At 68.0% G+C, this 20,103-nt stretch carries 24 protein-coding genes; 14 read left to right on the top strand and 10 right to left on the bottom strand.

Features of this window, described 5'->3' with window-relative positions; translation table 11 throughout:
- Nucleotides 1–4 precede the first annotated feature (4 nt).
- Together BJ987_RS00410 and purE are read left to right on the top strand one after the other, a co-directional pair.
- Nucleotides 5–1,228 carry a 5-(carboxyamino)imidazole ribonucleotide synthase gene (locus BJ987_RS00410; RefSeq protein ID WP_372446829.1) on the top strand — a complete coding sequence of 408 codons (1,224 nt, stop codon included), beginning with the start codon at nt 5–7 and terminating at the stop codon, nt 1,226–1,228.
- Nucleotides 1,225–1,731: a 5-(carboxyamino)imidazole ribonucleotide mutase gene (purE, locus tag BJ987_RS00405; RefSeq protein WP_209883593.1), complete on the top strand. Its 507-nt coding sequence runs from the start codon at nt 1,225–1,227 to the stop codon at nt 1,729–1,731. Before BJ987_RS00410 ends, purE begins: the two co-directional genes overlap by 4 nt.
- A 25-nt stretch (nt 1,732–1,756) precedes the next feature.
- Here purE and BJ987_RS00400 read toward each other — a convergent pair whose 3' ends face one another.
- Nucleotides 1,757–1,984, bottom strand: a complete 228-nt coding sequence (locus BJ987_RS00400) for a hypothetical protein (RefSeq protein ID WP_209883590.1) — start codon at nt 1,982–1,984, stop codon at nt 1,757–1,759.
- A gap of 91 nt (nt 1,985–2,075) precedes the next feature.
- Between BJ987_RS00400 and BJ987_RS00395 the strand changes: the two genes are divergently transcribed.
- A complete protein-coding gene (locus BJ987_RS00395) occupies nt 2,076–2,777 on the top strand; it encodes a TetR/AcrR family transcriptional regulator (RefSeq protein WP_209883588.1) in 702 nt (233 codons plus the stop codon).
- A gap of 118 nt (nt 2,778–2,895) precedes the next feature.
- Nucleotides 2,896–4,056 (top strand): acyl-CoA dehydrogenase, encoded by a 1,161-nt coding sequence (locus tag BJ987_RS00390; protein WP_209883586.1) that lies wholly within the window; start codon nt 2,896–2,898, stop codon nt 4,054–4,056.
- 66 nt (nt 4,057–4,122) lie between these two features.
- Here the strand turns inward: BJ987_RS00390 and BJ987_RS00385 are convergent, their stop codons facing one another.
- Together BJ987_RS00385 and BJ987_RS00380 are read right to left on the bottom strand one after the other, a co-directional pair.
- Nucleotides 4,123–4,407 carry a GNAT family N-acetyltransferase gene (locus BJ987_RS00385; protein WP_209883584.1) on the bottom strand — a complete coding sequence of 95 codons (285 nt, stop codon included), beginning with the start codon at nt 4,405–4,407 and terminating at the stop codon, nt 4,123–4,125.
- A 67-nt stretch (nt 4,408–4,474) separates the two neighbouring features.
- On the bottom strand, nt 4,475–5,833 hold the full coding sequence (locus tag BJ987_RS00380) for an FAD-binding oxidoreductase (protein ID WP_209883582.1): 1,359 nt from the start codon (nt 5,831–5,833) through the stop codon (nt 4,475–4,477).
- 209 nt (nt 5,834–6,042) lie between these two features.
- On the opposite strand from BJ987_RS00380, the gene BJ987_RS00375 reads away from it, so the two are divergent.
- The gene (locus BJ987_RS00375; RefSeq protein WP_209883580.1) at nt 6,043–6,351 is read left to right on the top strand and encodes a hypothetical protein; all 309 of its coding nucleotides are present in this window, start codon (nt 6,043–6,045) and stop codon (nt 6,349–6,351) included.
- A 54-nt stretch (nt 6,352–6,405) separates the two neighbouring features.
- Nucleotides 6,406–6,873, top strand: a complete 468-nt coding sequence (locus BJ987_RS00370; protein ID WP_209883577.1) for a GtrA family protein — start codon at nt 6,406–6,408, stop codon at nt 6,871–6,873.
- On the opposite strand, the gene BJ987_RS00365 is transcribed toward BJ987_RS00370, so the two are convergent.
- The 3 genes from BJ987_RS00365 to BJ987_RS00355 are packed head-to-tail and all read right to left on the bottom strand — an operon-like array spanning nt 6,870 to nt 8,808.
- Nucleotides 6,870–7,508, bottom strand: a complete 639-nt coding sequence (locus tag BJ987_RS00365; RefSeq protein WP_209883575.1) for a Type 1 glutamine amidotransferase-like domain-containing protein — start codon at nt 7,506–7,508, stop codon at nt 6,870–6,872. The two genes, BJ987_RS00370 and BJ987_RS00365, sit on opposite strands and share 4 nt — an antisense overlap.
- Nucleotides 7,508–8,338, bottom strand: coding sequence for a maleylpyruvate isomerase family mycothiol-dependent enzyme (locus tag BJ987_RS00360; RefSeq protein ID WP_209883573.1), 831 nt, complete (start codon nt 8,336–8,338; stop codon nt 7,508–7,510). Before BJ987_RS00360 ends, BJ987_RS00365 begins: the two co-directional genes overlap by 1 nt.
- Nucleotides 8,335–8,808 (bottom strand): HIT family protein, encoded by a 474-nt coding sequence (locus BJ987_RS00355; RefSeq protein WP_209883571.1) that lies wholly within the window; start codon nt 8,806–8,808, stop codon nt 8,335–8,337. The genes BJ987_RS00360 and BJ987_RS00355 overlap by 4 nt, the downstream gene beginning before the upstream one ends.
- A 398-nt stretch (nt 8,809–9,206) precedes the next feature.
- On the opposite strand from BJ987_RS00355, the gene BJ987_RS00350 reads away from it, so the two are divergent.
- The 4 genes from BJ987_RS00350 to BJ987_RS00335 all read left to right on the top strand — a co-directional run bounded on the left by BJ987_RS00350 (nt 9,207) and on the right by BJ987_RS00335 (nt 12,757).
- Nucleotides 9,207–10,328, top strand: coding sequence for a Re/Si-specific NAD(P)(+) transhydrogenase subunit alpha (locus tag BJ987_RS00350; protein WP_209883569.1), 1,122 nt, complete (start codon nt 9,207–9,209; stop codon nt 10,326–10,328).
- Nucleotides 10,328–10,645 (top strand): NAD(P) transhydrogenase subunit alpha part 2, encoded by a 318-nt coding sequence (locus BJ987_RS00345; RefSeq protein WP_209883567.1) that lies wholly within the window; start codon nt 10,328–10,330, stop codon nt 10,643–10,645. The genes BJ987_RS00350 and BJ987_RS00345 overlap by 1 nt, the downstream gene beginning before the upstream one ends.
- 2 nt (nt 10,646–10,647) lie before the next feature.
- A complete protein-coding gene (locus BJ987_RS00340) occupies nt 10,648–12,066 on the top strand; it encodes an NAD(P)(+) transhydrogenase (Re/Si-specific) subunit beta (protein ID WP_209883566.1) in 1,419 nt (472 codons plus the stop codon).
- 76 nt (nt 12,067–12,142) lie between these two features.
- Complete coding sequence (locus tag BJ987_RS00335; protein WP_209883564.1) at nt 12,143–12,757, top strand: LppU/SCO3897 family protein; 615 nt, start codon at nt 12,143–12,145, stop codon at nt 12,755–12,757.
- Here BJ987_RS00335 and BJ987_RS00330 read toward each other — a convergent pair.
- The gene (locus BJ987_RS00330) at nt 12,729–13,979 is read right to left on the bottom strand and encodes an MFS transporter (RefSeq protein WP_209883562.1); all 1,251 of its coding nucleotides are present in this window, start codon (nt 13,977–13,979) and stop codon (nt 12,729–12,731) included. The two genes, BJ987_RS00335 and BJ987_RS00330, sit on opposite strands and share 29 nt — an antisense overlap.
- A 232-nt stretch (nt 13,980–14,211) precedes the next feature.
- The gene (locus tag BJ987_RS00325; RefSeq protein WP_209883560.1) at nt 14,212–15,069 is read right to left on the bottom strand and encodes an SDR family oxidoreductase; all 858 of its coding nucleotides are present in this window, start codon (nt 15,067–15,069) and stop codon (nt 14,212–14,214) included.
- 81 nt (nt 15,070–15,150) lie between these two features.
- Between BJ987_RS00325 and BJ987_RS00320 the strand changes: the two genes are divergently transcribed.
- The gene (locus BJ987_RS00320; RefSeq protein ID WP_209883558.1) at nt 15,151–16,116 is read left to right on the top strand and encodes an AraC family transcriptional regulator; all 966 of its coding nucleotides are present in this window, start codon (nt 15,151–15,153) and stop codon (nt 16,114–16,116) included.
- Between the two features lie 26 nt (nt 16,117–16,142).
- Nucleotides 16,143–16,544: an acyl-CoA thioesterase gene (locus tag BJ987_RS00315; protein ID WP_209897654.1), complete on the top strand. Its 402-nt coding sequence runs from the start codon at nt 16,143–16,145 to the stop codon at nt 16,542–16,544.
- On the opposite strand, the gene BJ987_RS00310 is transcribed toward BJ987_RS00315, so the two are convergent.
- Together BJ987_RS00310 and BJ987_RS00305 are read right to left on the bottom strand one after the other, a co-directional pair.
- Complete coding sequence (locus tag BJ987_RS00310; RefSeq protein ID WP_209883556.1) at nt 16,541–17,344, bottom strand: SDR family oxidoreductase; 804 nt, start codon at nt 17,342–17,344, stop codon at nt 16,541–16,543. The genes BJ987_RS00315 and BJ987_RS00310 overlap by 4 nt on opposite strands.
- A gap of 23 nt (nt 17,345–17,367) precedes the next feature.
- Complete coding sequence (locus tag BJ987_RS00305; protein ID WP_209883554.1) at nt 17,368–17,877, bottom strand: Lrp/AsnC family transcriptional regulator; 510 nt, start codon at nt 17,875–17,877, stop codon at nt 17,368–17,370.
- 143 nt (nt 17,878–18,020) lie between these two features.
- Here BJ987_RS00305 and pdhA point away from each other — a divergent pair, with 143 nt between their 5' ends.
- Together pdhA and BJ987_RS00295 are read left to right on the top strand one after the other, a co-directional pair.
- Nucleotides 18,021–19,130, top strand: a complete 1,110-nt coding sequence (gene pdhA, locus BJ987_RS00300) for a pyruvate dehydrogenase (acetyl-transferring) E1 component subunit alpha (protein ID WP_209883552.1) — start codon at nt 18,021–18,023, stop codon at nt 19,128–19,130.
- Complete coding sequence (locus BJ987_RS00295) at nt 19,127–20,101, top strand: alpha-ketoacid dehydrogenase subunit beta (RefSeq protein WP_209883551.1); 975 nt, start codon at nt 19,127–19,129, stop codon at nt 20,099–20,101. The genes pdhA and BJ987_RS00295 overlap by 4 nt, the downstream gene beginning before the upstream one ends.
- The last annotated feature ends 2 nt before the right edge of the window (nt 20,102–20,103 follow it).

Genomic DNA, 20,103 nt, shown 5'->3' with positions numbered 1-20,103 from the left:
CGACATGACAAGATTCCATGACGTGACTCCCGCACGATTCTCCGATCAATCCGCTATGCCCACCGTGACCATGGTCGGTGGCGGTCAGCTCGCGCGGATGACCCATCAGGCCGCGATCGCGCTCGGTCAGCGACTGCGGGTGCTCGCGGAGAATCCCGACGATCCCGCCGCTCAGGTCAGCCCCGAGGTGGTGCTCGGCAGCCATACCGATCTGGCCGCGCTGCGGAAAGCCGCCATCGGTTCGCACGCGCTCACCTTCGATCACGAGGGTGCGCCGACCGAACACCTCGAAGCCCTGGTCGCCGAGGGTGTGAACGTGCAGCCGCCGCCGTCCGCGCTGGTCTTCGCGCAGGACAAGCTGGCTATGCGGATCAAACTGTCCGAACTGGGTCTGCCGGTGCCCGCGTTCACCGCGGTGACCGAGGTGGCCGACGCGGTACGTTTCGGTGACGAGCACGGCTGGCCGTTCGTGCTGAAGGCGGTGCGCGGCGGATACGACGGGCGCGGCGTGTGGATGCCCGCCGACGCCGCCGAGACCGCGACCATTGTGACCGAGCAGCTCGCGCGCGGCGTGCCGCTGCTGGCCGAGGCGAAGGTCGATTTGAAGCGGGAGCTGTCGGCCATGGTGGCGCGTTCGCCGTTCGGCCAGGCGGCGACCTGGCCCGTAGTGGAGACCGTGCAGCGCAACGGCCAGTGCGCCGTCGTCATCGCGCCCGCCCCGGACCTGGCCGAGGCCAAGGCCACCCAGGCCGAACTGCTCGCGCTGAACTTGGCGAAGGAACTCGGCGTCGTCGGGGCGATGGCCGTGGAGCTTTTCGAAACCCAGGACGGCGAGCTGCTGGTGAACGAATTGGCCATGCGCCCGCACAACTCCGGCCACTGGGGGATGGACGGTGCCCGCACCGGTCAGTTCGAACAGCATCTGCGCGCTGTCCTGGACTATCCGCTCGGCGACACCAGTCCACTTGCTCCGGTCACGGTGATGGCCAATATCCTCGGCGCGCCGGTCGCGCCGTCGATGTCGATGGACGAGCGGCTGCACCACCTGTTCGCGCGTCTGCCGCAGGCGAAGGTGCACATGTACGGCAAGAGCGAACGCCCGGATCGCAAGATCGGGCACGTCAACGTGCTCGGCGACGATGTCGCGGTGGTGCGTGAGCAGGCAGAGCGGGCGGCGCACTGGATGTCGCACGCGGTTTGGACCGACGGATGGGACCCGCATTCATGACCAACCTTGGACCGCAAGTAGGCCTGATCATGGGCAGCGACTCGGATTGGCCGACCATGGAGGCCGCCGCGGAAGCCTTGGCCGAGTTCGGCATTCGCTTCGAGGTCGGCGTCGTCTCCGCCCACCGCACCCCGCAGCGCATGCTCGACTACGCCCGCGACGCCGCCGACCGCGGCATCCAGGTCATCATCGCGGGCGCGGGCGGCGCCGCCCACCTGCCCGGCATGGTCGCCTCCGCCACCCCCCTCCCGGTCATCGGCGTCCCCGTCCCCTTGAAATACCTCGACGGCATGGACTCCCTGCTCTCCATCGTCCAAATGCCCGCCGGCGTCCCCGTCGCCACCGTCTCCATCGGTGGCGCCCGCAACGCGGGCCTGCTCGCCGTCCGCATCCTCGCCGCCCACAACCCCGAACTCCGTTCCCGCATGGCGCAATTCCAGGCGGGTCTGGAAAAGATGGTCCTGGAGAAGGACCAAGCCCTGCGCACCAAACTGTTGGGCTAAGTTCCGAGTTCCTGGCCCAGTCGGGTTAGTTCGTCTGCCGCTCGCGGGTCTCCACTTCGACTCGAGCCATGAGTTCGGCATTGATCGCGGTGATCGTGACGCCTTTGCCAGTAGCGGCCTGGGCGAGTATGTACGCCAGTAGGCTCATCGCTTCCCGGGGCAGGACGAGGGACTCTGAGCCGTCGGTTCCGATAGTGGCCTCGATGTCCTGATCGCCGGGATGGCGCAGAAAGTAGTCCTTGATGCGTTGCACTGCGCGGTCGGCGGAAATATACGAAGCAGGTGGAGTAATCGAAACCGTTTGCTGATTCTGGGATGCTTGCCTGGGTCGATACGGTTGTCTCGTGGCGAATGACGAGGTGCGGGGTAGGGGTGGTGAGGACACCGCGCAGTTCCGGCTGGCGGTGGTGGATCAGGCGCTGCGGTTGTTCGCCGAGAAGGGGTATGAGGCGACGACGGTGGATGAGATCGCGGAGGCCGCCGGGATTTCCCGGCGGACGTTCTTTCGGCAGTTCCGGTCGAAGGAGGATGTGATCTTCGCCGATCATGAATCGCAGCTGGCGCGGGCGGCGGCGGATTTGGCGGCGGCGCAAGGGGATCCGTGGGATGCCGTGTGCGCCGCTGTGGTGGGGGTGTTCGAGCGGTTCACGCAGTGGCGGGAGATCGCGGCGCGGCGGTATCGGGTGGTACGGCGGGTGCCGGCGCTGCGCGAACGCGAGATCGTGACGGTGTTCCGGTACGAGCGGTTGTTCACCGACTATCTGCGGGAGCGGCTGCCGGAGGCGCCGGATCTGGCGCGCGTGCAGTTCACCGCGGCGGTCACGGCGACGCACAACTATCTGCTGCGACGGATGGTGCGCGGCGAGTCGGATGCGGGCGCCGCGGATTTGCGGGTGGAGTTGGCGGCGATTCCCCGCGGCCCGGGTGCGGCGCGCACGGCCGATGAAATGGTGGTGGCGGTGTTTCCGCGGGACATGCCGTCGCGGCAGGTGGCCGATCTTGTGGCCCGCAAGCTGGGTACGCTGGCACCCGAAAAAACCCTGTGAACTGACACTCAGTGCCAGGAAATATCTGCACGTAACCCTGAAGTCGAGGCGTATACTCGAAGCCAATGTGGCACTGAGTGCCGCACATCGTTCACGACACAGCCAGGAGTGTGCCCCCATGGCGGGAAACCCGGATTTCGATCTCTTCAAGCTCGAGGACTTCCACGACGAACTGCGCGCGGCGATCCGCGGGCTGGCGGAGAAGGAAATCGCGCCGCACGCCAAGGACGTGGACGGTAACTCCCGCTTCCCGCAGGAGGCGCTCACCGCGCTGAACGCCGCGGGCTTCAACGCCGTGCACGTGCCCGAGGCCTACGGCGGCCAGGGCGCCGACTCGGTCGCCACCTGCATCGTGATCGAAGAGGTCGCCCGCGTCTGCGGTTCCTCCTCGCTGATCCCCGCGGTCAACAAGCTCGGCACCATGGGCCTGATCCTCAACGGCTCCGAAGAGCTGAAGACCAAGGTGCTGGCCGACATCGTGGCCGGCAAGATGGCCTCCTACGCGCTGTCCGAGCGTGAGGCGGGCTCCGACGCCGCCTCCATGCGCACCCGCGCCAAGCAGGACGGCGACAGCTGGGTCATCAACGGCTCCAAGTGCTGGATCACCAACGGCGGCAAGTCCGATTGGTACACCGTCATGGCCGTGACCGACGCCGACAAGGGTGCCAACGGCATCTCCGCGTTCATGGTGCACAAGGACGACGAGGGCTTCGTCGTCGGACCGCTCGAGCACAAGCTGGGCATCAAGGGTTCCCCGACCGCCGAGCTGTACTTCGAGAACTGCAAGGTCCCGGGTGACCGCATCATCGGCGAGCCGGGCACCGGCTTCAAGACCGCGCTGCAGACCCTGGACCACACCCGCCCGACCATCGGCGCGCAGGCTGTCGGTATCGCGCAGGGCGCGCTGGACGCCGCGATCGCTTACACCAAGGACCGCAAGCAGTTCGGCAAAACCATCGCGAGCTTCCAGAACACCGAGTTCATGCTGGCGGATATGGCGATGAAGATCGAGGCCGCGCGCCTGATGGTCTACACCTCGGCCGCGCGCGCCGAGCGCGGCGAGAAGAACCTGGGCTTCATCTCCGCCGCCGCCAAGTGCTTCGCCTCCGACGTGGCCATGGAGGTCACCACCAACGCGGTGCAGTTGTTCGGCGGCGCGGGCTACACCACCGACTTCCCGGTGGAGCGGATGATGCGCGACGCCAAGATCACCCAGATCTACGAGGGCACCAACCAGATCCAGCGCGTCGTCATGTCGCGCGCGCTGCTGCGCGGCTGAGCCGTCCCTTTCCGGCCGAGTGGGCCCGAGGCGATTTCGTCTCGGGCCCACTCGTTTGTGCGGCGGCTAGCCGACGAGGTCGGCGTACTCCTCGTGCTCCGCGATGTACTTCTCGACGTACCAGCAGGTCGGAACGACCGAGTATCCGTTGTCGCGCGAGTCCCGCAGCGCGAACTCGACCACCTTCGCCGCCACGCCCTGACCGCGGAACTCCGGGAACGTCATGGTGTGGTGGAAATCGCGGACCTTCGCACCCTCACGCTCGGCGTAGTCGGCGTACCCGGCGAGGGTGTCGTCGATGAAGATCTCGAATCGGGTGTCGGCGACATTGTGCTCGAGCCTGGTGGTCATAAGTTGAGCGAACTCCTTCGCGGTCCGGAATGTTCCTGGGAGTGTATCGGGGCCGGATGCGGTGAACTCAGAGGATCGAACCGGGGTTGAGGATGCCATGCGGGTCCAGGGCGTCCTTGATGCGGCGGGTCAGATCCATCACCTCGGGGCCGAGTTGATTCGGCAGCCAGTCCTTCTTCAGCCGGCCGACGCCGTGTTCGCCGGTGATGGTGCCGCCGAGTTCGATCGCGAGGTCCATGATCTCGCCGAAGGCTTTGTGCGCGCGGGCGGTGTTGTCGGCGTCGGTGGGGTCGTGCACGATCAGCGGGTGGGTGTTGCCGTCGCCGGCGTGCGCGATCACCGACACCAGCACGTCGTTGCGCGCGGCGATGGCGGCGACGCCGGTGACCAGGTCGCCGAGCCGGGGGAGCGGCACGCCGACATCCTCGAGCAGCAGCGGGCCGAGCTTCTCCACCGCGGGGATGGCGAAACGCCGTGCGACGGTGAACGCTTCGCCTTCCTCGGCGTCGTCGGTACTGAAAACCTCGGTGGCTCCGGCCTTCTCGCACGCCTCCAGCATGAGCTGCGCTTCCCGCGCGGCGAATTCGCCGGGGGCGTCCGACCGGGCTACCAGCAGCCCGGCGGCGTTGCGGTCCAAGCCCATTCGCAGCTCGTCCTCGACCGCGTTGATCGCCACCGAGTCCATGAATTCCAGCATGGACGGGCGCAGCGCGCCGGTGATCGCGAGGATGGCCGAGGTGGCGGCGGTGAGGGTCGCGAAGCTGGCGACGACGGTGCTCTGCGGTGGTTGCGCGGGCAGCAGGCGCAGCGTCAGTTCGGTGATGATGCCGAGGGTGCCCTCGCTGCCGACGAACAGCTTGGTCAAGGAGAGACCCGCCGAATCCTTCAGCCGCGGGCCGCCCAGCCGGACCACCGTGCCGTCGGCCAGCACCACCTCCATGCCGAGCACGTAATCGGTGGTCACGCCGTACTTCACACAGCACAGGCCGCCGGCGTTGGTGGCCGCGTTGCCGCCGATCGAGCAGAACTCGAACGACGACGGGTCCGGCGGATACCACAGTCCCTGCTCGGCGACCGCGCGTTTCACCTCGGCGTTGAACAGGCCGGGCTGCACCACCGCGGTCCGGGTGACCGGGTCGACGGTGATGTCGCGCATCCGTTCGGTGGACAGCACGATTCCGCCGTCCAGCGCGGTCGACCCGCCCGAGAGACCCGAACCCGCGCCGCGCGGCACCACCGGAACCCCGTGCGCGCCGGCCCACCGCAGCGTGGTGACCACGTCCTCGGTCGTGCGCGCCCGCACCACCGCCAGCGCCGTCCCCGCGTCCGGATCGAGCGCCCGGTCCTGCCGGTAGGAGGCGAGCAGATCCGGGTCGGTGAGCACCGTGCCGTCGGGTAGCCGTTCGATCAGTTCACGCAGGTCCACGTCTCAACGCTAGCCGCCGGCGGGGACCGCCGACGTGCGGGCTTCCCGGAAACTCGCCGCCCCGGTTACGGTGGTGCCGGAATGTGCTGTGCGAGTGGACCGGTGGAGCACCGCGAACCGCGAGGTCACCATTCCGGTACAGGGTCGGGGGACCGCTGAGAGACCGAGTGACGCGCGGGCGCGCGCCGCGACCCGGAGGGACCACCGCCATGCAGGCCGAATCGCCGAATCACCGCGAGCTCATCGCCGCGCTCTTCGCCGACGAGTTCGCCGACGGCGTCGATGTCGCCGTGCTGCGGCGCATCCACGCCGGGGAGTTCGAGGAGTGGCGCAGCGCACTGGACCGGTCCGGATTGTTCGGCAAGGACGCGCTCGCGACCATCGAGGAGCAGTGGCGCGCGGACCCGGAGGTCCTGCTGGACGCGCTGCTCGGCGCGGTCGACGATGTGACCCGCCGGCGCTGGCTGATGGCCTGGTCGGCGCTGGACCGCCCGGAACCGCTGGGCCGGATCGGCTGAGCGGGTTTGCCCGCTGCTCACTTTCCCGTCATCTGACGCTGGCACCGTGGTCGGGTGCTCGAGACGGCGACCACCGACACCGTCGCGGACCGGTTCACCCGGCTCTGCGTAGCCGTCGTCGACCGGTTGCCGTGGGGCCTGAATCGCCTTGTGGCGCCGACCTTCCTGGGCTTCGCGGTGATCAACAGCTGCACCTTCGCGGTGGATCTGGCGCTGCTCACGCTGTGCCGCGGCGGGCTCGGCCTGCCGCTGTGGTTGTCGATCACCGTCGGCTACCTGTGCGCGTTCGGTCTGGCCTTCGTGCTGAATCGCACTTTCAACTTCCACTCGCACGCCCCGGTGGGCAAGCAGGCCGCGGTCTACGTGGTGGTCGTGCTCGTCAACTACCTGGCTTTCATCCTCGGCGTCGGTACCGGGCTGACCGCCCTGGGCCTGGACTACCACCTGTCCCGGCTGCTGGCGGGCGCTTGCGAGGCGGTGTACATGTACACGGCCCTGCGTTGGATCGTGTTCCGCCGCTAAGCAAGTACTTCGAGCCGATCCCCGTCGACGATGACCACGCCGTCATCGGTGAGCGGCCAGTGCGGGATCCCCGCGGCGCGATAGTCGGCGACGAGCCGAGTGCCGAAATCGTCGGGATCCAATGCCGAACCGACGTGCGGGACGATCCGGTGATCGACCAAACCCAGCCCATCCCACAGCGTTTCGACACCGCAGGCCGGTCGGACCTCGGCCGGGTCGTCGCTCGACTCCAGCCCGTGCAGGTCCGGGGTCAGCAGACAGGCGCCCGCGCTGTAACCCGCGTAGACCAGCGCGTCCTCGGCCAGCAATCGCGGCAGCACGACATCCGCACCGCTGCGGGCGAATTGGGCGCGCAACACGAAGGTATTGCCACCGCGCACCCACAGCAGCGGGAATTCTCGCAGGGCGGGCTCCAGGTCGGCCGGACGCGCGACGAAGTCGCGCAGGTCGAGCACCTCGGGTGCGTAGCCGAGTTTGCGCAGCGGCACGAAATCGCTGGTGACCGCCGACTCCCAGGCATCCGGCCAGGCGTCGTAGGCGTTGGGGATCACCGCGACCCGCCCCGGCTCGCCGGCCAACGCGGCGAGCCGGTCGGCGTGTGCCCCGAACCGGTAGCTGGCCAGGAACAGCCGCATCAGAGGGTGAAGGCCAGACTGCGGACCAGCCTGTTCCCGAGTTCCGTGTCGCCGGTGATCTCGATCGCGTCCGGGTGCGCGTCGGTGGTGGTCCGGCCACCACCCAGGCGCACGAAAAGCCTGGAGTCCACGCGGATCTGGACGGTCGGCGGCTCGTCGAAGGAGTCCACGTAACCGGCCCGTCCGGCCACCTGGACGCGCAGGCTGCGGGCATGTGGTCCGGTCAGCTCGAACAAGATCCGGGAACCGTCCGGGGCCTTACCGAGTTTGCCGACCGCTCGCGGCACCGAGACGAGGAATTCCTCGAACGCCACCGCGCCGCGCTTACCGCCCTCCTCGACGGCGACGCCGAGCGCGTCGGCCAGATCGAGTTCGTGCATCCAGCAATCGAACAGCCGCACTCGCATGAACCGCCCGTAGGGCACCTGCCCGATCGGCGACTGCGTCGGCACCGTCCACGCCTCGGTGTCCATCTCCGCCAACGCCTTTCGCCGCCGGTCGGTCACCTCGCCGAACAACTCGAGCAGTCGTGCCCCGGACAGCGGTCGCAGCCGGTCGATCCAGATCTCGTTGAGCACCGCGATCTCGTTGCGGACATGCGGCAGCGTGCGCACGTCGGTCTTGGGCCGCATCGGATCGTGCGCCGGCGGTTGATCGCCGAGCAGCCAGGATTCGGTGCCGGTCACGTGCGCGACCACGTCGAACACCGTCCAGCCGGGCAACGCCGACGGTGTGCGCCAGCGGTCCTCGGGCAGGTCGGTGACCAGCGCGGCGATGGCGTCCCACTGCTGCGACAGCAGCGCGGTCAGCTCGGCTCGATCCGGCGTCATGCCTGGGTTCCTTCCACGTGATCATTGTCTTCGGTTGCCAGCGCGGCGATTCCAGCCCGGATCGCGGTGGCGGTGCCCTCGAGGTCATGCGGGCGGCGCAGCAGGAACCCCTTGGCGAAACTCAGTTTGTCGCCGTTGCGGCGCGGGATCACGTGCAGGTGCACGTGCGCGACCGTCTGGAACGCGGCCTTGCCGTCGTTCATGATCAGGTTCGCGCCGTCGGCGGCGAGGGTGCTGCGGCGCATGGCCAGCGCCAGCCGGTGCCCGGCGCGGAAGATGTGCGCACCCGTATCGGCGTCCAGGTCTTCGAGTTCGGTGGCGTGCGCCTTGGGGATGATCAGTGTGTGCCCCCGGGCGATGGGCCGGATGTCGAGGAACGCGCAGAGCGTGTCGTCCTCGTAGACCTTCGTGGCCGGCGCGGTGCCCGCCACTATGCAGCAGAACACACAATCCTTCACACGCCAGACCATACGGCGTGCCGGTGCCGCCGCACACCCCGAGAACGGTGTACGACCATGACGCGCGTCACCTTCGGCTCGGGTCGCACGACGGTGACCTGGCGACCGACCTCCAGGTAAGTAACCGACCCGTAGGTGCGCACTTGTGCGGCGCACCTGCGGCGACAACCATCGAAGACGTCCTGAACCCAGGACCTTGTGGCGGTTCGGAGGGTACGGTGAGCGGTTTTCGGACACGGCCTGTGACGGGCATCTCAACTACCCTCACTGCAACCCGGGTACAGTTGCGAGGATTTGGGCGAACTTACTCACAAGTAGCATCGTCCAGCCCTCGTTCGGCGGCGCCGTTGCCTACCAGCAGCGCGTCGTGGGTAACGCTGAGCCAGTTCGAGTAAGGAAGTCTGACAAAAGTGGAGACAACGCAAAACGTAGGCGACGACTCGTCGCCGCGCGGAGCGCGTGTCGGAGTCGTTCGCGAAACCACCGCGGGCGAACGGCGTGTCGCATTGGTGCCCAAAATCATTCCGTCCCTGACCAAGCAGGGCGTCGAGGTCGTGGTGGAGGCGGGCGCCGGGCTCGGCGCACTCATCCCCGACGACGCCTACGTCGCGGCCGGTGCGAGCATCGGCGATCCCTGGTCGGCCGAGGTGGTCGTCAAGGTCGCCCCGCCCTCCGACGCCGAGGTGGCGAAGCTGTCCGACGGGCAGACGCTCATCGGTTTCCTCGCGCCGCGCAACGCCGAGAATCAGATCGGCGCGCTGAAAGCCGCGGGCGTGCAAGCCTTCGCGGTCGAGGCGATCCCGCGCATCTCGCGCGCTCAGGTGCTGGACGCGCTGTCGTCGCAGGCCAATGTCGCCGGCTACAAGGCCGTGCTGCTCGCGGCCTCGGAATCGACCCGCTTCTTCCCGATGCTCACCACCGCCGCCGGCACCGTGAAGCCCGCGACCGTGCTGGTGCTCGGCGTCGGCGTCGCCGGTCTGCAGGCGCTGGCCACGGCCAAGCGACTCGGCGGCCGCACCACCGGCTACGACGTGCGGCCCGAGGTCGCCGATCAGGTGCGTTCGGTCGGCGCGCAGTGGCTCGATCTCGGCATCGACGCCGCCGGTGAGGGCGGCTACGCCCGCGAGCTCACCGACGAGGAAAAGGCCAAGCAGCAGCAGGCTTTGGAGGACGCGATCAAGGGCTTCGACGTGGTGATCACCACCGCGTTGGTCCCGGGTCGTCCGGCTCCGCGCCTGGTCACCGCCGCTGCGGTGGAGGGCATGAAGCCCGGCAGCGTGATCGTCGACCTGGCCGGTGAGACCGGCGGCAACTGCGAACTGACCGAACCCGGTCAGACCGTGGTCAAGCACGAGGTCACCATCTGCTCGCCGCTGAACCTGCCCGCGACCATGCCCGAGCATGCCAGCGAGCTGTACTCGAAAAACATCGCGGCACTGCTGGAACTGATGTTGGTGGACGGCAAGCTCGCCCCCGACTTCGGTGACCAGGTGCTCGCGGATTCCTGCGTTACTCGTGAGGTGGACGCCTGATGTACACCGGACTTCTGGCCAATATCGCGATCCTGGTGCTGTCCGGGTTCGTGGGCTTCGCTGTCATCTCCAAGGTGCCCAACACCTTGCACACCCCGTTGATGTCGGGCACCAACGCCATCCACGGCATCGTCGTGCTCGGCGCGCTGGTCACCCTGGGCAAGATGGAGGACCCCTCCCTCGGCATCCAGATCATTCTGTTCGTGGCGCTGGTCTTCGGAACCCTGAACGTCATCGGTGGTTTCGTGGTGACCGACCGCATGCTCGGAATGTTCAAGGGCAAGAAGGCCGCCGCGGTCGAGAAGGCGGAGAAGTAGCCATGGATTATCTCGTCAACGTTCTCTACATCATTTCCTTCGCCCTGTTCATCTACGGCCTGATGGGCCTGACCGGGCCGAAGACGGCGGTGCGCGGCAACTGGATCGCCGCGGCGGGCATGTTCCTCGCGGTGGTCGCCACGCTGATCTCGGTGCGCGACACCGGCAATTGGATCCTGATCATCGCGGGCCTGGTGGTCGGTGTCGCGCTCGGCGTGCCGCCGGCGCAGCGCACCAAGATGACCGCCATGCCGCAGCTGGTGGCCGCGTTCAACGGTGTCGGCGGTGGCACCGTCGCGCTGATCGCGTGGGCCGAATTCCTCGACACCACCGGCTTTTCCGCGTTCAAGCACGGGGAAGAGCCGACCGTGCACATCATCGTCGGTTCGCTGTTCGCCGCGATCATCGGTTCGATCTCGTTCTGGGGCTCGCTGATCGCGTTCGGCAAGCTGCAGGAGATCCTGCCCGGCCGCCCGCTCGGCGTCGGCAAGTTACAGCAGCCGCTGAACCTGCTGCTGCTCGTCGCCGCGGTCGGTGCCGCGGTGGTCATCGGGATCGGTGCCGCCGACGGTGGCGCACCCTGGTGGTGGATGGTGCTGCTGCTGGTAGCGGCCGGTGTGCTGGGCCTGATGGTGGTACTGCCGATCGGCGGCGCGGACATGCCCGTGGTCATCTCGCTGCTGAACGCGCTGACCGGTTTGTCGGCCGCCGCGGCGGGTCTGGCGCTGAACAACACCGCCATGATCGTGGCCGGCATGATCGTCGGCGCGTCCGGCACCATCCTGACCAACCTGATGGCCAAGGCGATGAACCGGTCCATCCCGGCCATCGTGGCCGGCGGGTTCGGCGGTGGCGGAGCTGCTCCCGGCGCTTCCGGCGGCGAGGCCAAGCAGGCGAAGGCCACCTCGGCCGCCGACGCCGCGATCCAGATGGCCTACGCCAACCAGGTCATCGTGGTGCCCGGTTACGGCATGGCCGTCGCGCAGGCGCAGCACGCGGTCAAGGAGATGGCGGCGCTGCTCGAAGCCAAGGGTGTCGAGGTCAAGTACGCCATTCACCCGGTCGCGGGCCGGATGCCCGGACATATGAACGTGCTGCTGGCCGAGGCCGAGGTGTCCTATGACGCCATGAAGGAAATGGACGACATCAACGGCGAATTCGGCCGGACCGATGTCGCGCTGGTGATCGGCGCCAACGACGTCACCAACCCGGCCGCGCGCGAGGACGCCTCCAGCCCGATCTACGGCATGCCCGTGCTGAATGTGGATCAGGCGAAGAGCGTCATCGTGCTGAAGCGTTCGATGAACTCCGGGTTCGCGGGTATCGACAATCCGTTGTTCTACGCCGACACCACCTCCATGCTGTTCGGTGACGCGAAGAAGTCTGTCGGTGCGGTCACCGAGGAACTGAAAGCGCTGTAGTTCGTTTACGGGGCGGCCCTTCGTTTTTCGAACGGGGGGCCGCTCTCGTGTGTCAGGAGAGTTGCCCGAGAGACGTATGAGCACGCCGAATTTTCCGTATCAAGGCCGGCCCGGACCGGTGAATCACGGCCTCTACCAGGGTTATCCGACCGCACCACCGGCTTTTCCGCCGCCACCGCCGGACGATCGGCGGGCGAAGATCATGAGCTGGCTCAAAGTGCTGGCGCCGGGGGTGGTGCTCTTCCTCATCGCCGGTGTGGTCTGGGTGCTGCGCGGTACCGGTACGACGGCGGAGATCGGGCAGTGCGGCACGTTGTCGGGGACCAGTTCGGCCGCGCGATTCGAGATCGCCGACTGCGACCACCCCGAGGCCAACTATGTCGTGGCGGAAAAGCACTCGGGCGCGAATTCCGGCTGTGCGACAAAGGATTACAGCAGCTATTACCAGGACGGCGGCAACGAGTACACCCTCTGCCTGCGGCTGAACGCGCAGGAGGGCGACTGTTTCTCCGGCGGACCGGCGCGGGCGAGCACGAAGGTGGAATGCACCGTGTCGGCCGACTTCAAGGTCGACAAGATCGTCCGGGGCGTCGCCGCCAGCTCGGCCTGCGGGCCCGTGGGATCCGACGAGAACACCTACGTCTACCCCGAGCCGGAGCCGCTCACCCTCTGTTTGGCCGCTCCGCGGTAGCCGCGGTGCGCTCGGATTGCGGCGGGGCCACCACTCCGGCCTGCCAGCTGCACAGCAGCAGGAGCACCAGGGGGGCGGCGAGGGCGGTGGTGAGCGGGACCAGCGCGGTGAGCCAGCCGATGACGGCGGGACCGGCCAGCAGGCCCAGATAGCCGAGACTGAACACGCGGGACATATCGGTGGCCGCGGTACTGGAACCGAGATTGCCCGCGGCGGTGAAGATCTGGGGGATACCGCCGGAGAGCCCGACACCGCACAGCGCCCAGCCGCCCAGCGTCAGCGGGACCCACGGCGACGTGATGACCAGGCCGAGTCCGGCCGCGCAGATCAAACTGCCGTAGCGGACCACCGCCACCCGGCCGAACGTGCCCGCGATGCGGTCGGTGGCGAACCGCCCCGCGGTCATCGTGAAGGAGAAGGCCGCGAAAGCCAGTGCGGCGGTGGACTCGTCGGCGTCCAGGTGTTCGCGGACCTGCAAGGCGCTCCAGTCCGCGGCGGCTCCTTCACAGAGCAGCAGTACGAACGCGATCAGCGCCAGCGCCATCACCTTCCGGGTGCGTTCCGGCACCCGGCTCCACCCGGTCGCCGCGTCCTGCGAGCCGGTGGCATCGGTGACAGCAACGACATCGACGGCATCGACGGTGGCCACGGTGTCGCGCAGCAGTAGCGGCACCAGGGCGACGGTGAGTGCCAGACAGGTGACCGCGGCCAGCCCGAGCGTCAGACGCACGTCCCACCCGGCCCGCTGGGCGGCCGCGCCGAGCACCGAGCCGAGGAATCCGCCCCCGGAGAACAGGGCGTGAAAGGCGGACATGATCGGCCGGCCGTAAGCCCGTTCGACGTGTACGGCCTGGGTGTTCATCGAGACGTCGAGTGCGCCGTTGCCGAAACCGAAACAGGCCAGCGCGAGGGCGAGGGGCACCGGGCCGGTGGCCAGCCCGGGGCCGATGACGGTCACGGCGGTGATCGCGGCCGCCGCACCGACCAGGGTGCGGCTGCCGAACCGATCGGCCAGCGGGCCCGCGATCCGCATCCCGATGATCCCCGCTCCCGCGAGCATCAGGATGAACGTGCCCAGCGTGGATTTGGCGACGCCGGTCCGGTCGGTGATGACGGGAATGTGCACCACCCACAGCGCCAGCAGGAATCCATTGAGCGCGAACACCGTGAACACTGCCACCCGGGCCCGCCGCATGGGACGCTCGACCATCGAATCCAGCATCACTCGACGGTACCGATCGGTGCAAGCCGGCGCCCGGCCGGCGATCCGCCCGCGCCGCGAAATCGCCGGCTCGCATCCCGTGGAACCGGGGCCAGGGCTGCGTTGACCTGGTGATCCGGGTGCGCGGTCGCATCGTCGAGAGCCGCGTCCGCGGGACGAACACTGTCTACCGATTCCAACCCAGCGGCGGGTGCCGGGTATTCCGGAATCCGGTGCAGTATCCCGGGTTCGGTCAGTGCGCGGCCGCCTCCTCGACGGACCACACACCGGTAGCGGCGGCTTCGGTCACGTAGGCACCGAAGTCCTTGGGGGCGCGCCCGAGTGCGCGCTGCACACCGTCGGCGGTGGCGGAGTTGCGGCCGTCCAGGATGGTGCCGAACAGGTAGTCCAGCAGACTCACCGCGTCGGCGGGGACCTGGTATTCGGTCAGGCCCGCGACGAATTCCGTGCGGCTGATCAAGGTGTAGCCGATGTCGCGACCGGTCGCCGCGGCGATCTCGGCGGTGGCCTCGGCGAAGGACAGGGCGCGGGGCCCGGTGAGTTCGTAGAGCTCGCGGCTGTGGCCCGCCGCGGTGAGGGCGGCGACCGCTACGTCGGCGATGTCGTCGGCGTGTACGAACGGTTCCGGGACGTCGCCGTTGGGCAGGGCGACGTGACCGGCCAGGATGTAATCGGTGAACGCGCCCTCGCTGAAGTTCTGCGCGAAGAAGCTGCACCGGACGATGGTCCAGTCGAGGCCGGAATTCCGCACGATTTCCTCGCATTCCACGGCCTCGGGCTCGCCACGGCCGGACAGCAGGACCAGTTTGCGCACGCCGCTGTGCTCGGCCGCGGCGGTGAACGCCTGGATGACATCGGGTGCGCCCGGCACCGCGAGGTCGGGCTGGAAGGCGAGGTAGACCGCGTCGATACCGGTCAGAGCCGCGGACCAGGTGTTCCGGTCGGTCCAGTCGAAGGGGATTTCCGCTGTGCGGGAACCGATTCGGACCTGGTGGCCGGACTGCTGGAGGCGAGCCGCCACTCGGCTGCCGGTCTTGCCGGTGCCGCCGGTGACGAGGATGCGGGGCTGGTTTGCGTCGGGGAATGTCATGTCCTCAGTACATCGGCGCGGGCCGAGACTCTACATAGTTCAACCGCTCATGATCATGCGCGTGCGTCTAAGGTGGACGGTGTGGATGCGTTAGCCAGCCTGCTCGAAGGGCCACGCGCCCGGGGTGCGTTCGTCATGTGCTCGCTGCTGGACCCGCCGTGGTCGCTGCGCATTCAAGACGAGGCTCCGCTCACGGTGGTGTCGATGATCCGCGGTACCGCCTGGATCGTGCCGGACAAGACCGGCGCCGCACCGAGTCCGCGTCAGCTCACCGCCGGTGACGTCGCGATTTTCCGTGGGCCGCAACCGTATACGGTCGCCGACGATCCGGGCACCGAACCGCAGATCATCATTCACCCCGGCCAGGTCACCAAAACGCCGGACGGTGAAATCCTCTGCGAGACATTGAGTCTCGGTACCCGGCAGTGGGGGACCGACCCGGACGGCGCTACCGTGCTGGTCACCGGCACCTATGAGTCCGCGGGCGCGGCCAGTCAGCGGTTGCTGCGCGCCCTGCCGCCGATCATCGTGCTGCCGCACGGTGACTGCGACCCCCGCCTGGTGGCACTGCTCGCCGACGAAGCCACCAAGGACGAACCCGCCCAGAGCGCGGTGCTGGACCGCCTGTTGGACTTGGTTCTGATCGCCGCGTTGCGCGCCTGGTTCGCCCGCAACGACGCGCCCGCCTGGTACCACGCCTACGGCGATCCGCTGGTGGGCAAGGCGCTGCGACTGCTGCAACACAATCCGGCGCACGGCTGGACCGTCGCCGGCCTGGCCGAGGCGGTCGGGGTGTCCCGCGCCGCGCTGGCCCGCCGCTTCACCGACCTGGTCGGCGAGCCGCCGATGTCGTTCCTCACCGAATGGCGGCTGGCGCTGGCCGCCGACCTGCTCCAGGAAACCGACGCGACCATCGAATCCATCGCGGGCAAAGTGGGTTACGGCAGTGCGTTCGCCCTCAGCGCGGCGTTCAAACGGCACTTCGGGGTGAGTCCGCGCGACCACCGGTTGGGCACGACGACCGCTCAGCTATCGTCGGCCGGGTGAACAAGCAGTATCCGGTCCTGTGGCCGATGCCGACGCGGTGGGCCGACAACGACCACTACGGCCACGTCAACAACGTGACGTACTACTCGTACTTCGACACCGCGGTCAACGCGTGGCTGATGCACGCCACCGGCACCGATATTCGCGACCTGCCCGCCCTCGGGGTGGTCGCCCAGACCTCCTGCCAGTACCTGGGCTCCATCAGTTTCCCGGATCAGCTGCGGGTCGGCCTGCGTATCTCCCGGCTCGGCCGCTCCAGCATCACCTATGACCTGGCCATCTTCCGCGACGCGGACGACACCCTGGAGCTCGCCGCCACCGGCAGCTTCGTGCACGTCTACGTGGACTCCGAGACCCGCAAGCCGATCGAGATCCCCGAGATCATCCGCACGGCCGCGGCCACCCTGGTCGTCGAGGACGAGGGCTAGCTCCGCAGCATCGTCTGGAAGCGGCGCATGCCATCGAGCCAGCGGTCGTAGTCGGAACCCTTGTGGCGGTACATCTTCAGGACTTCCGGGTGCGGAAGGATGAGGAAGGTCTCCGCCGCCACACCGGCGATCACGACGTCCGCGACCTGTTCCGGAGTGAGCACGGCCCCAGCGGTTTTCACGGCTTTGACGGCCAGTGCCGCGGCTTCGGGATTGTCGGGGATTAGATCGCCGTGCAGCAGCCGGGTGTCCACGCCCATCGGGCAGACGCAGCTGACGCGAATACCCTTGTCTCCGTAGGTGACCGAGAGCCATTCCGCGAAGCCGACCGCCGCGTGTTTGGTGACCGAGTATGGGGCGGAACCGATTTGGGTCAGCAGGCCCGCGGCGGACGCGGTCGAGACGAAGTAGCCGCTGCCGCGCTCCAGCCAGCCGGGAGTGAGCAGCCGAGCGGCGCGGACATGGGCGAGCACGTTGACTTCCAGTGCGGCCGACCATTGTTCGTCGGTGCTGTCCAATCCGGCCCCGCCGCCGATGCCCGCGTTCGCGAAATACAGGTCGACCGGGCCGAATTCGGATTCGGCACGATCGATCAAACCTTGAATCACCTTCTCGTCGGTCACATCACCACCGACGGCGATGGCGTTGGCTCCGATCGATTCGGCGACCCGTGCCGCACCGGCGGCGTCCAGATCGGCGACGACCACCCGCGCCCCGCCGTCGGCGAGCCGGTGCGCCAGTGCCGCCCCGATTCCCGCGCCGGCACCCGTAACTATTGCGATCTTGCCCGAAATCTCCACCTGCGCACCCTAACGCCGCGTGCTCAAAGGTTCTCGCGGTTCCCGCCGTCGGCCAGCCGGTCGAGCAGCGGTGCGGTCCGCGGACCCACCAGCTCCCGCATCACCAGCGCCATATTGGTGCGTTCCACACCGGGAATCTTGAGGATCTGCCCGGCGATCCGGTAGAGATCGTCGGCGTCGCGGGCGACCACCCGCACGGTGAGATCGGTCAGGCCGGTCATGCCGCACACTTCGGTCACTTCCGGGACCTCGGCCAGCGCCTCCACCACCGCGTCCAGCTGATGCTGATCGACGACCACCGCGACGAAGGCCGACAGCGGGTAGCCGAGTGCGCGCGGGCGAACCCGTCGTTCGAAGCTGCCGAGCACACCGCTGGCCTCCCAGCGCGCCAGTCGCGCCTGGACGGTATTGCGGGACAGCCCTAGCCGGGTCGCGAGCTCCACCCCGGTCGCGCGCGGGTTGGCGACCAGTTCGAGCAAGAGCCGCGCGTCGGTGGCGTCCAAGGTCGGGTCGGCGGGTTCTCTGGTGGACATATGCGCAGTATGACATTCGCCCGCGTCGAACTTTTGAGCATTCTGCGCAGGGCAAAACAGACCGCTTGCGCAGTTCGCCCGGTAAGGCATGCTGTGAGAAAGAGCACACCGCGCTCGAGGCCAGTTGGTAGGAGGCGATCTCTATGCCAGAAAAGCTCGCATACCCGGTCCAGTTGATTCAGCCCGACGGTCGCCGCGTCTTCGACCGGGAGCATGCCGCCCTGGTCGCCGACGTCGGCCCGGAGCAGCTGCGCGCGCTGTATCAGGACCTGGTGGTCACCCGCCGGATCGATACCGAGGCAACCGCGCTGCAACGACAGGGTCAACTAGGTTTATGGCCCCCGCTGTTCGGCCAGGAGGCCGCCCAGGTCGGCTCCGCCCGCGCGCTGCGCCCCGACGACTACGTGTTCTGCAGCTATCGCGAAGCCGCCGTCGCCTACTGCCGTGGCGTCCAGCCGCGCGAGCTCACCCGGTTGTGGCGCGGCGTCGCCCACTACTGCTGGGACCCGGACGTCGCGCGGATGACCAATCCGAACATCGTCGTCGGCGCGCAGGGCCTGCACGCCACCGGATACGCCTACGCCGCCCACCTCGACGGCGCCGAGATCGCGACCATCGCCTACTTCGGCGACGGCGCCACCAGCCAGGGTGATATCGCCGAGGCGCTGGGGTTCGCGTCCAGCTGGAGCGCGCCGGTGGTGTTCTTCTGCCAGAACAACGGCTGGGCGATCAGCGCTCCGGTCCGGGTGCAGAGCGCGACCCCGATCGTGCGCCGCGCCTACGGTTACGGCATTCCCGGCACCCAGGTCGACGGCAATGATGTGCTCGCGGTGCTGGCGGTGACCCGGCAGGCGATCCAGCGGGCGCGTTCCGGCGGCGGCCCGTCGTTCATCGAGGCGATGACCTATCGGATGGGCCCGCACACCACCGCCGACGATCCGAGCCGCTACCGCGCGGCCGCCGAGACCGAAGAGTGGAAGCGGCGCGACCCGATCGACCGACTGCGCCGCCTACTCGAGCGAGAAGACCTGTACGACAAAGATTTCGAGCGCGAAGTCGCCGCCGAGGCCGACCGTGTCGCGCACCAGCTTCGCAGCGCCACCATCGAAATGCCCGATCCCGAGCCGGCGGAGCTGTTCGACCACGTTTATTCCACCCCGCATCCGCTCATCACCCAGCAGCGGCGGGAGTACCTCGAGTATCTCACCGGCGACCCCGGTGAAATGCCCGCGCAAGAAGGAGTTCGCGCATGATCACCACCTTTGCCGCCGCGCTCAACGCCGGTCTGCGCAAAGCCCTGGAGGACGACCCCAAGGTCCTGCTCATGGGTGAGGACATCGGCCGCCTCGGCGGGGTCTTCCGGGTGACCGACACGCTGCAGAAGGATTTCGGCAACAACCGGGTGGTGGATACGCCGCTGGCCGAATCCGGCATCATCGGCACCGCGTTCGGGATGGCGCTGCGCGGGTATCGGCCGGTGTGTGAAATCCAGTTCGACGGGTTCGTCTACCCGGCGTTCGATCAGATCGTCTCCCAGGTCGCCAAGATCCACTACCGGACGCAGGGAAAGGTCAAGGCCCCCTTGACCATTCGGATTCCGTTCGGCGGCGGCATCGGTTCGGTGGAACATCATTCCGAATCACCCGAAGCGTATTTCGCGCATACCGCCGGGCTGCGGGTGGTCGCCCCGAGCAATCCGGCCGACGCGTATCACCTTGTCCGCCAAGCGATCGCGCTCGACGACCCGGTGATCTTCTTCGAGCCGAAGCGCCGCTACTGGGACAAGGCCGACGTCGATTTCCACGCCGCGCCGGAACTACCGCTGGACCGCGCGCGCGTCTGCGCGGTGGGCGGGGACGCCACCATCGTCGCCTACGGCGGCACCGTCGCCACCGCGCTCACCGCCGCGAAGATCGCCGCGGCGGAAGGGCATTCGCTGGAAGTGATCGATCTGCGCAGTCTTTCGCCGATCGACTTCGACACCATCGAGCAGTCCGTCACCAAGACCGGCCGGCTCATCGTGGTGCACGAGGCTCCGGTCTTCGGCGGTCTGGGCGCGGAGATCGCGGCCCGGATCACCGAGCGCTGCTTCTATTACCTGGAAGCCCCGGTGCTGCGTGTCGGCGGGTTCGATATCCCCTACCCCCCGGCTAAGCTCGAAAAACACCACCTGCCCGACCCCGACCGCATCCTCGCCGCGGTCGATCGATCGCTCGCTGCCTGAGA

This window comes from Nocardia goodfellowii, assembly GCF_017875645.1.
GTDB classification, from domain to species: Bacteria; Actinomycetota; Actinomycetes; order Mycobacteriales; family Mycobacteriaceae; genus Nocardia; species Nocardia goodfellowii.
The sequence above is the reverse complement of the archived record's forward strand: the minus strand, read 5'-3'. Positions and strand labels throughout refer to the sequence as shown.

Excerpts from the sequence above, each read along its gene's own strand:
- BJ987_RS00410 (WP_372446829.1), top strand. The coding sequence starts at position 5 with ATGACAAGATTCCATGACGTGACTCCCGCACGATTCTCCGATCAATCC.
- purE (WP_209883593.1), top strand. The coding sequence starts at position 1,225 with ATGACCAACCTTGGACCGCAAGTAGGCCTGATCATGGGCAGCGACTCG.
- BJ987_RS00390 (WP_209883586.1), top strand. The coding sequence starts at position 2,896 with ATGGCGGGAAACCCGGATTTCGATCTCTTCAAGCTCGAGGACTTCCAC.
- BJ987_RS00385 (WP_209883584.1), bottom strand. The coding sequence starts at position 4,407 with ATGACCACCAGGCTCGAGCACAATGTCGCCGACACCCGATTCGAGATC.
- BJ987_RS00375 (WP_209883580.1), top strand. The coding sequence starts at position 6,043 with ATGCAGGCCGAATCGCCGAATCACCGCGAGCTCATCGCCGCGCTCTTC.
- BJ987_RS00365 (WP_209883575.1), bottom strand. The coding sequence starts at position 7,508 with ATGCGGCTGTTCCTGGCCAGCTACCGGTTCGGGGCACACGCCGACCGG.
- BJ987_RS00360 (WP_209883573.1), bottom strand. The coding sequence starts at position 8,338 with ATGACGCCGGATCGAGCCGAGCTGACCGCGCTGCTGTCGCAGCAGTGG.
- BJ987_RS00355 (WP_209883571.1), bottom strand. The coding sequence starts at position 8,808 with ATGGTCTGGCGTGTGAAGGATTGTGTGTTCTGCTGCATAGTGGCGGGC.
- BJ987_RS00345 (WP_209883567.1), top strand. The coding sequence starts at position 10,328 with ATGTACACCGGACTTCTGGCCAATATCGCGATCCTGGTGCTGTCCGGG.
- BJ987_RS00340 (WP_209883566.1), top strand. The coding sequence starts at position 10,648 with ATGGATTATCTCGTCAACGTTCTCTACATCATTTCCTTCGCCCTGTTC.
- BJ987_RS00335 (WP_209883564.1), top strand. The coding sequence starts at position 12,143 with ATGAGCACGCCGAATTTTCCGTATCAAGGCCGGCCCGGACCGGTGAAT.
- BJ987_RS00330 (WP_209883562.1), bottom strand. The coding sequence starts at position 13,979 with ATGCTGGATTCGATGGTCGAGCGTCCCATGCGGCGGGCCCGGGTGGCA.
- BJ987_RS00325 (WP_209883560.1), bottom strand. The coding sequence starts at position 15,069 with ATGACATTCCCCGACGCAAACCAGCCCCGCATCCTCGTCACCGGCGGC.
- BJ987_RS00315 (WP_209897654.1), top strand. The coding sequence starts at position 16,143 with ATGCCGACGCGGTGGGCCGACAACGACCACTACGGCCACGTCAACAAC.
- BJ987_RS00305 (WP_209883554.1), bottom strand. The coding sequence starts at position 17,877 with ATGTCCACCAGAGAACCCGCCGACCCGACCTTGGACGCCACCGACGCG.
- pdhA (WP_209883552.1), top strand. The coding sequence starts at position 18,021 with ATGCCAGAAAAGCTCGCATACCCGGTCCAGTTGATTCAGCCCGACGGT.
- BJ987_RS00295 (WP_209883551.1), top strand. The coding sequence starts at position 19,127 with ATGATCACCACCTTTGCCGCCGCGCTCAACGCCGGTCTGCGCAAAGCC.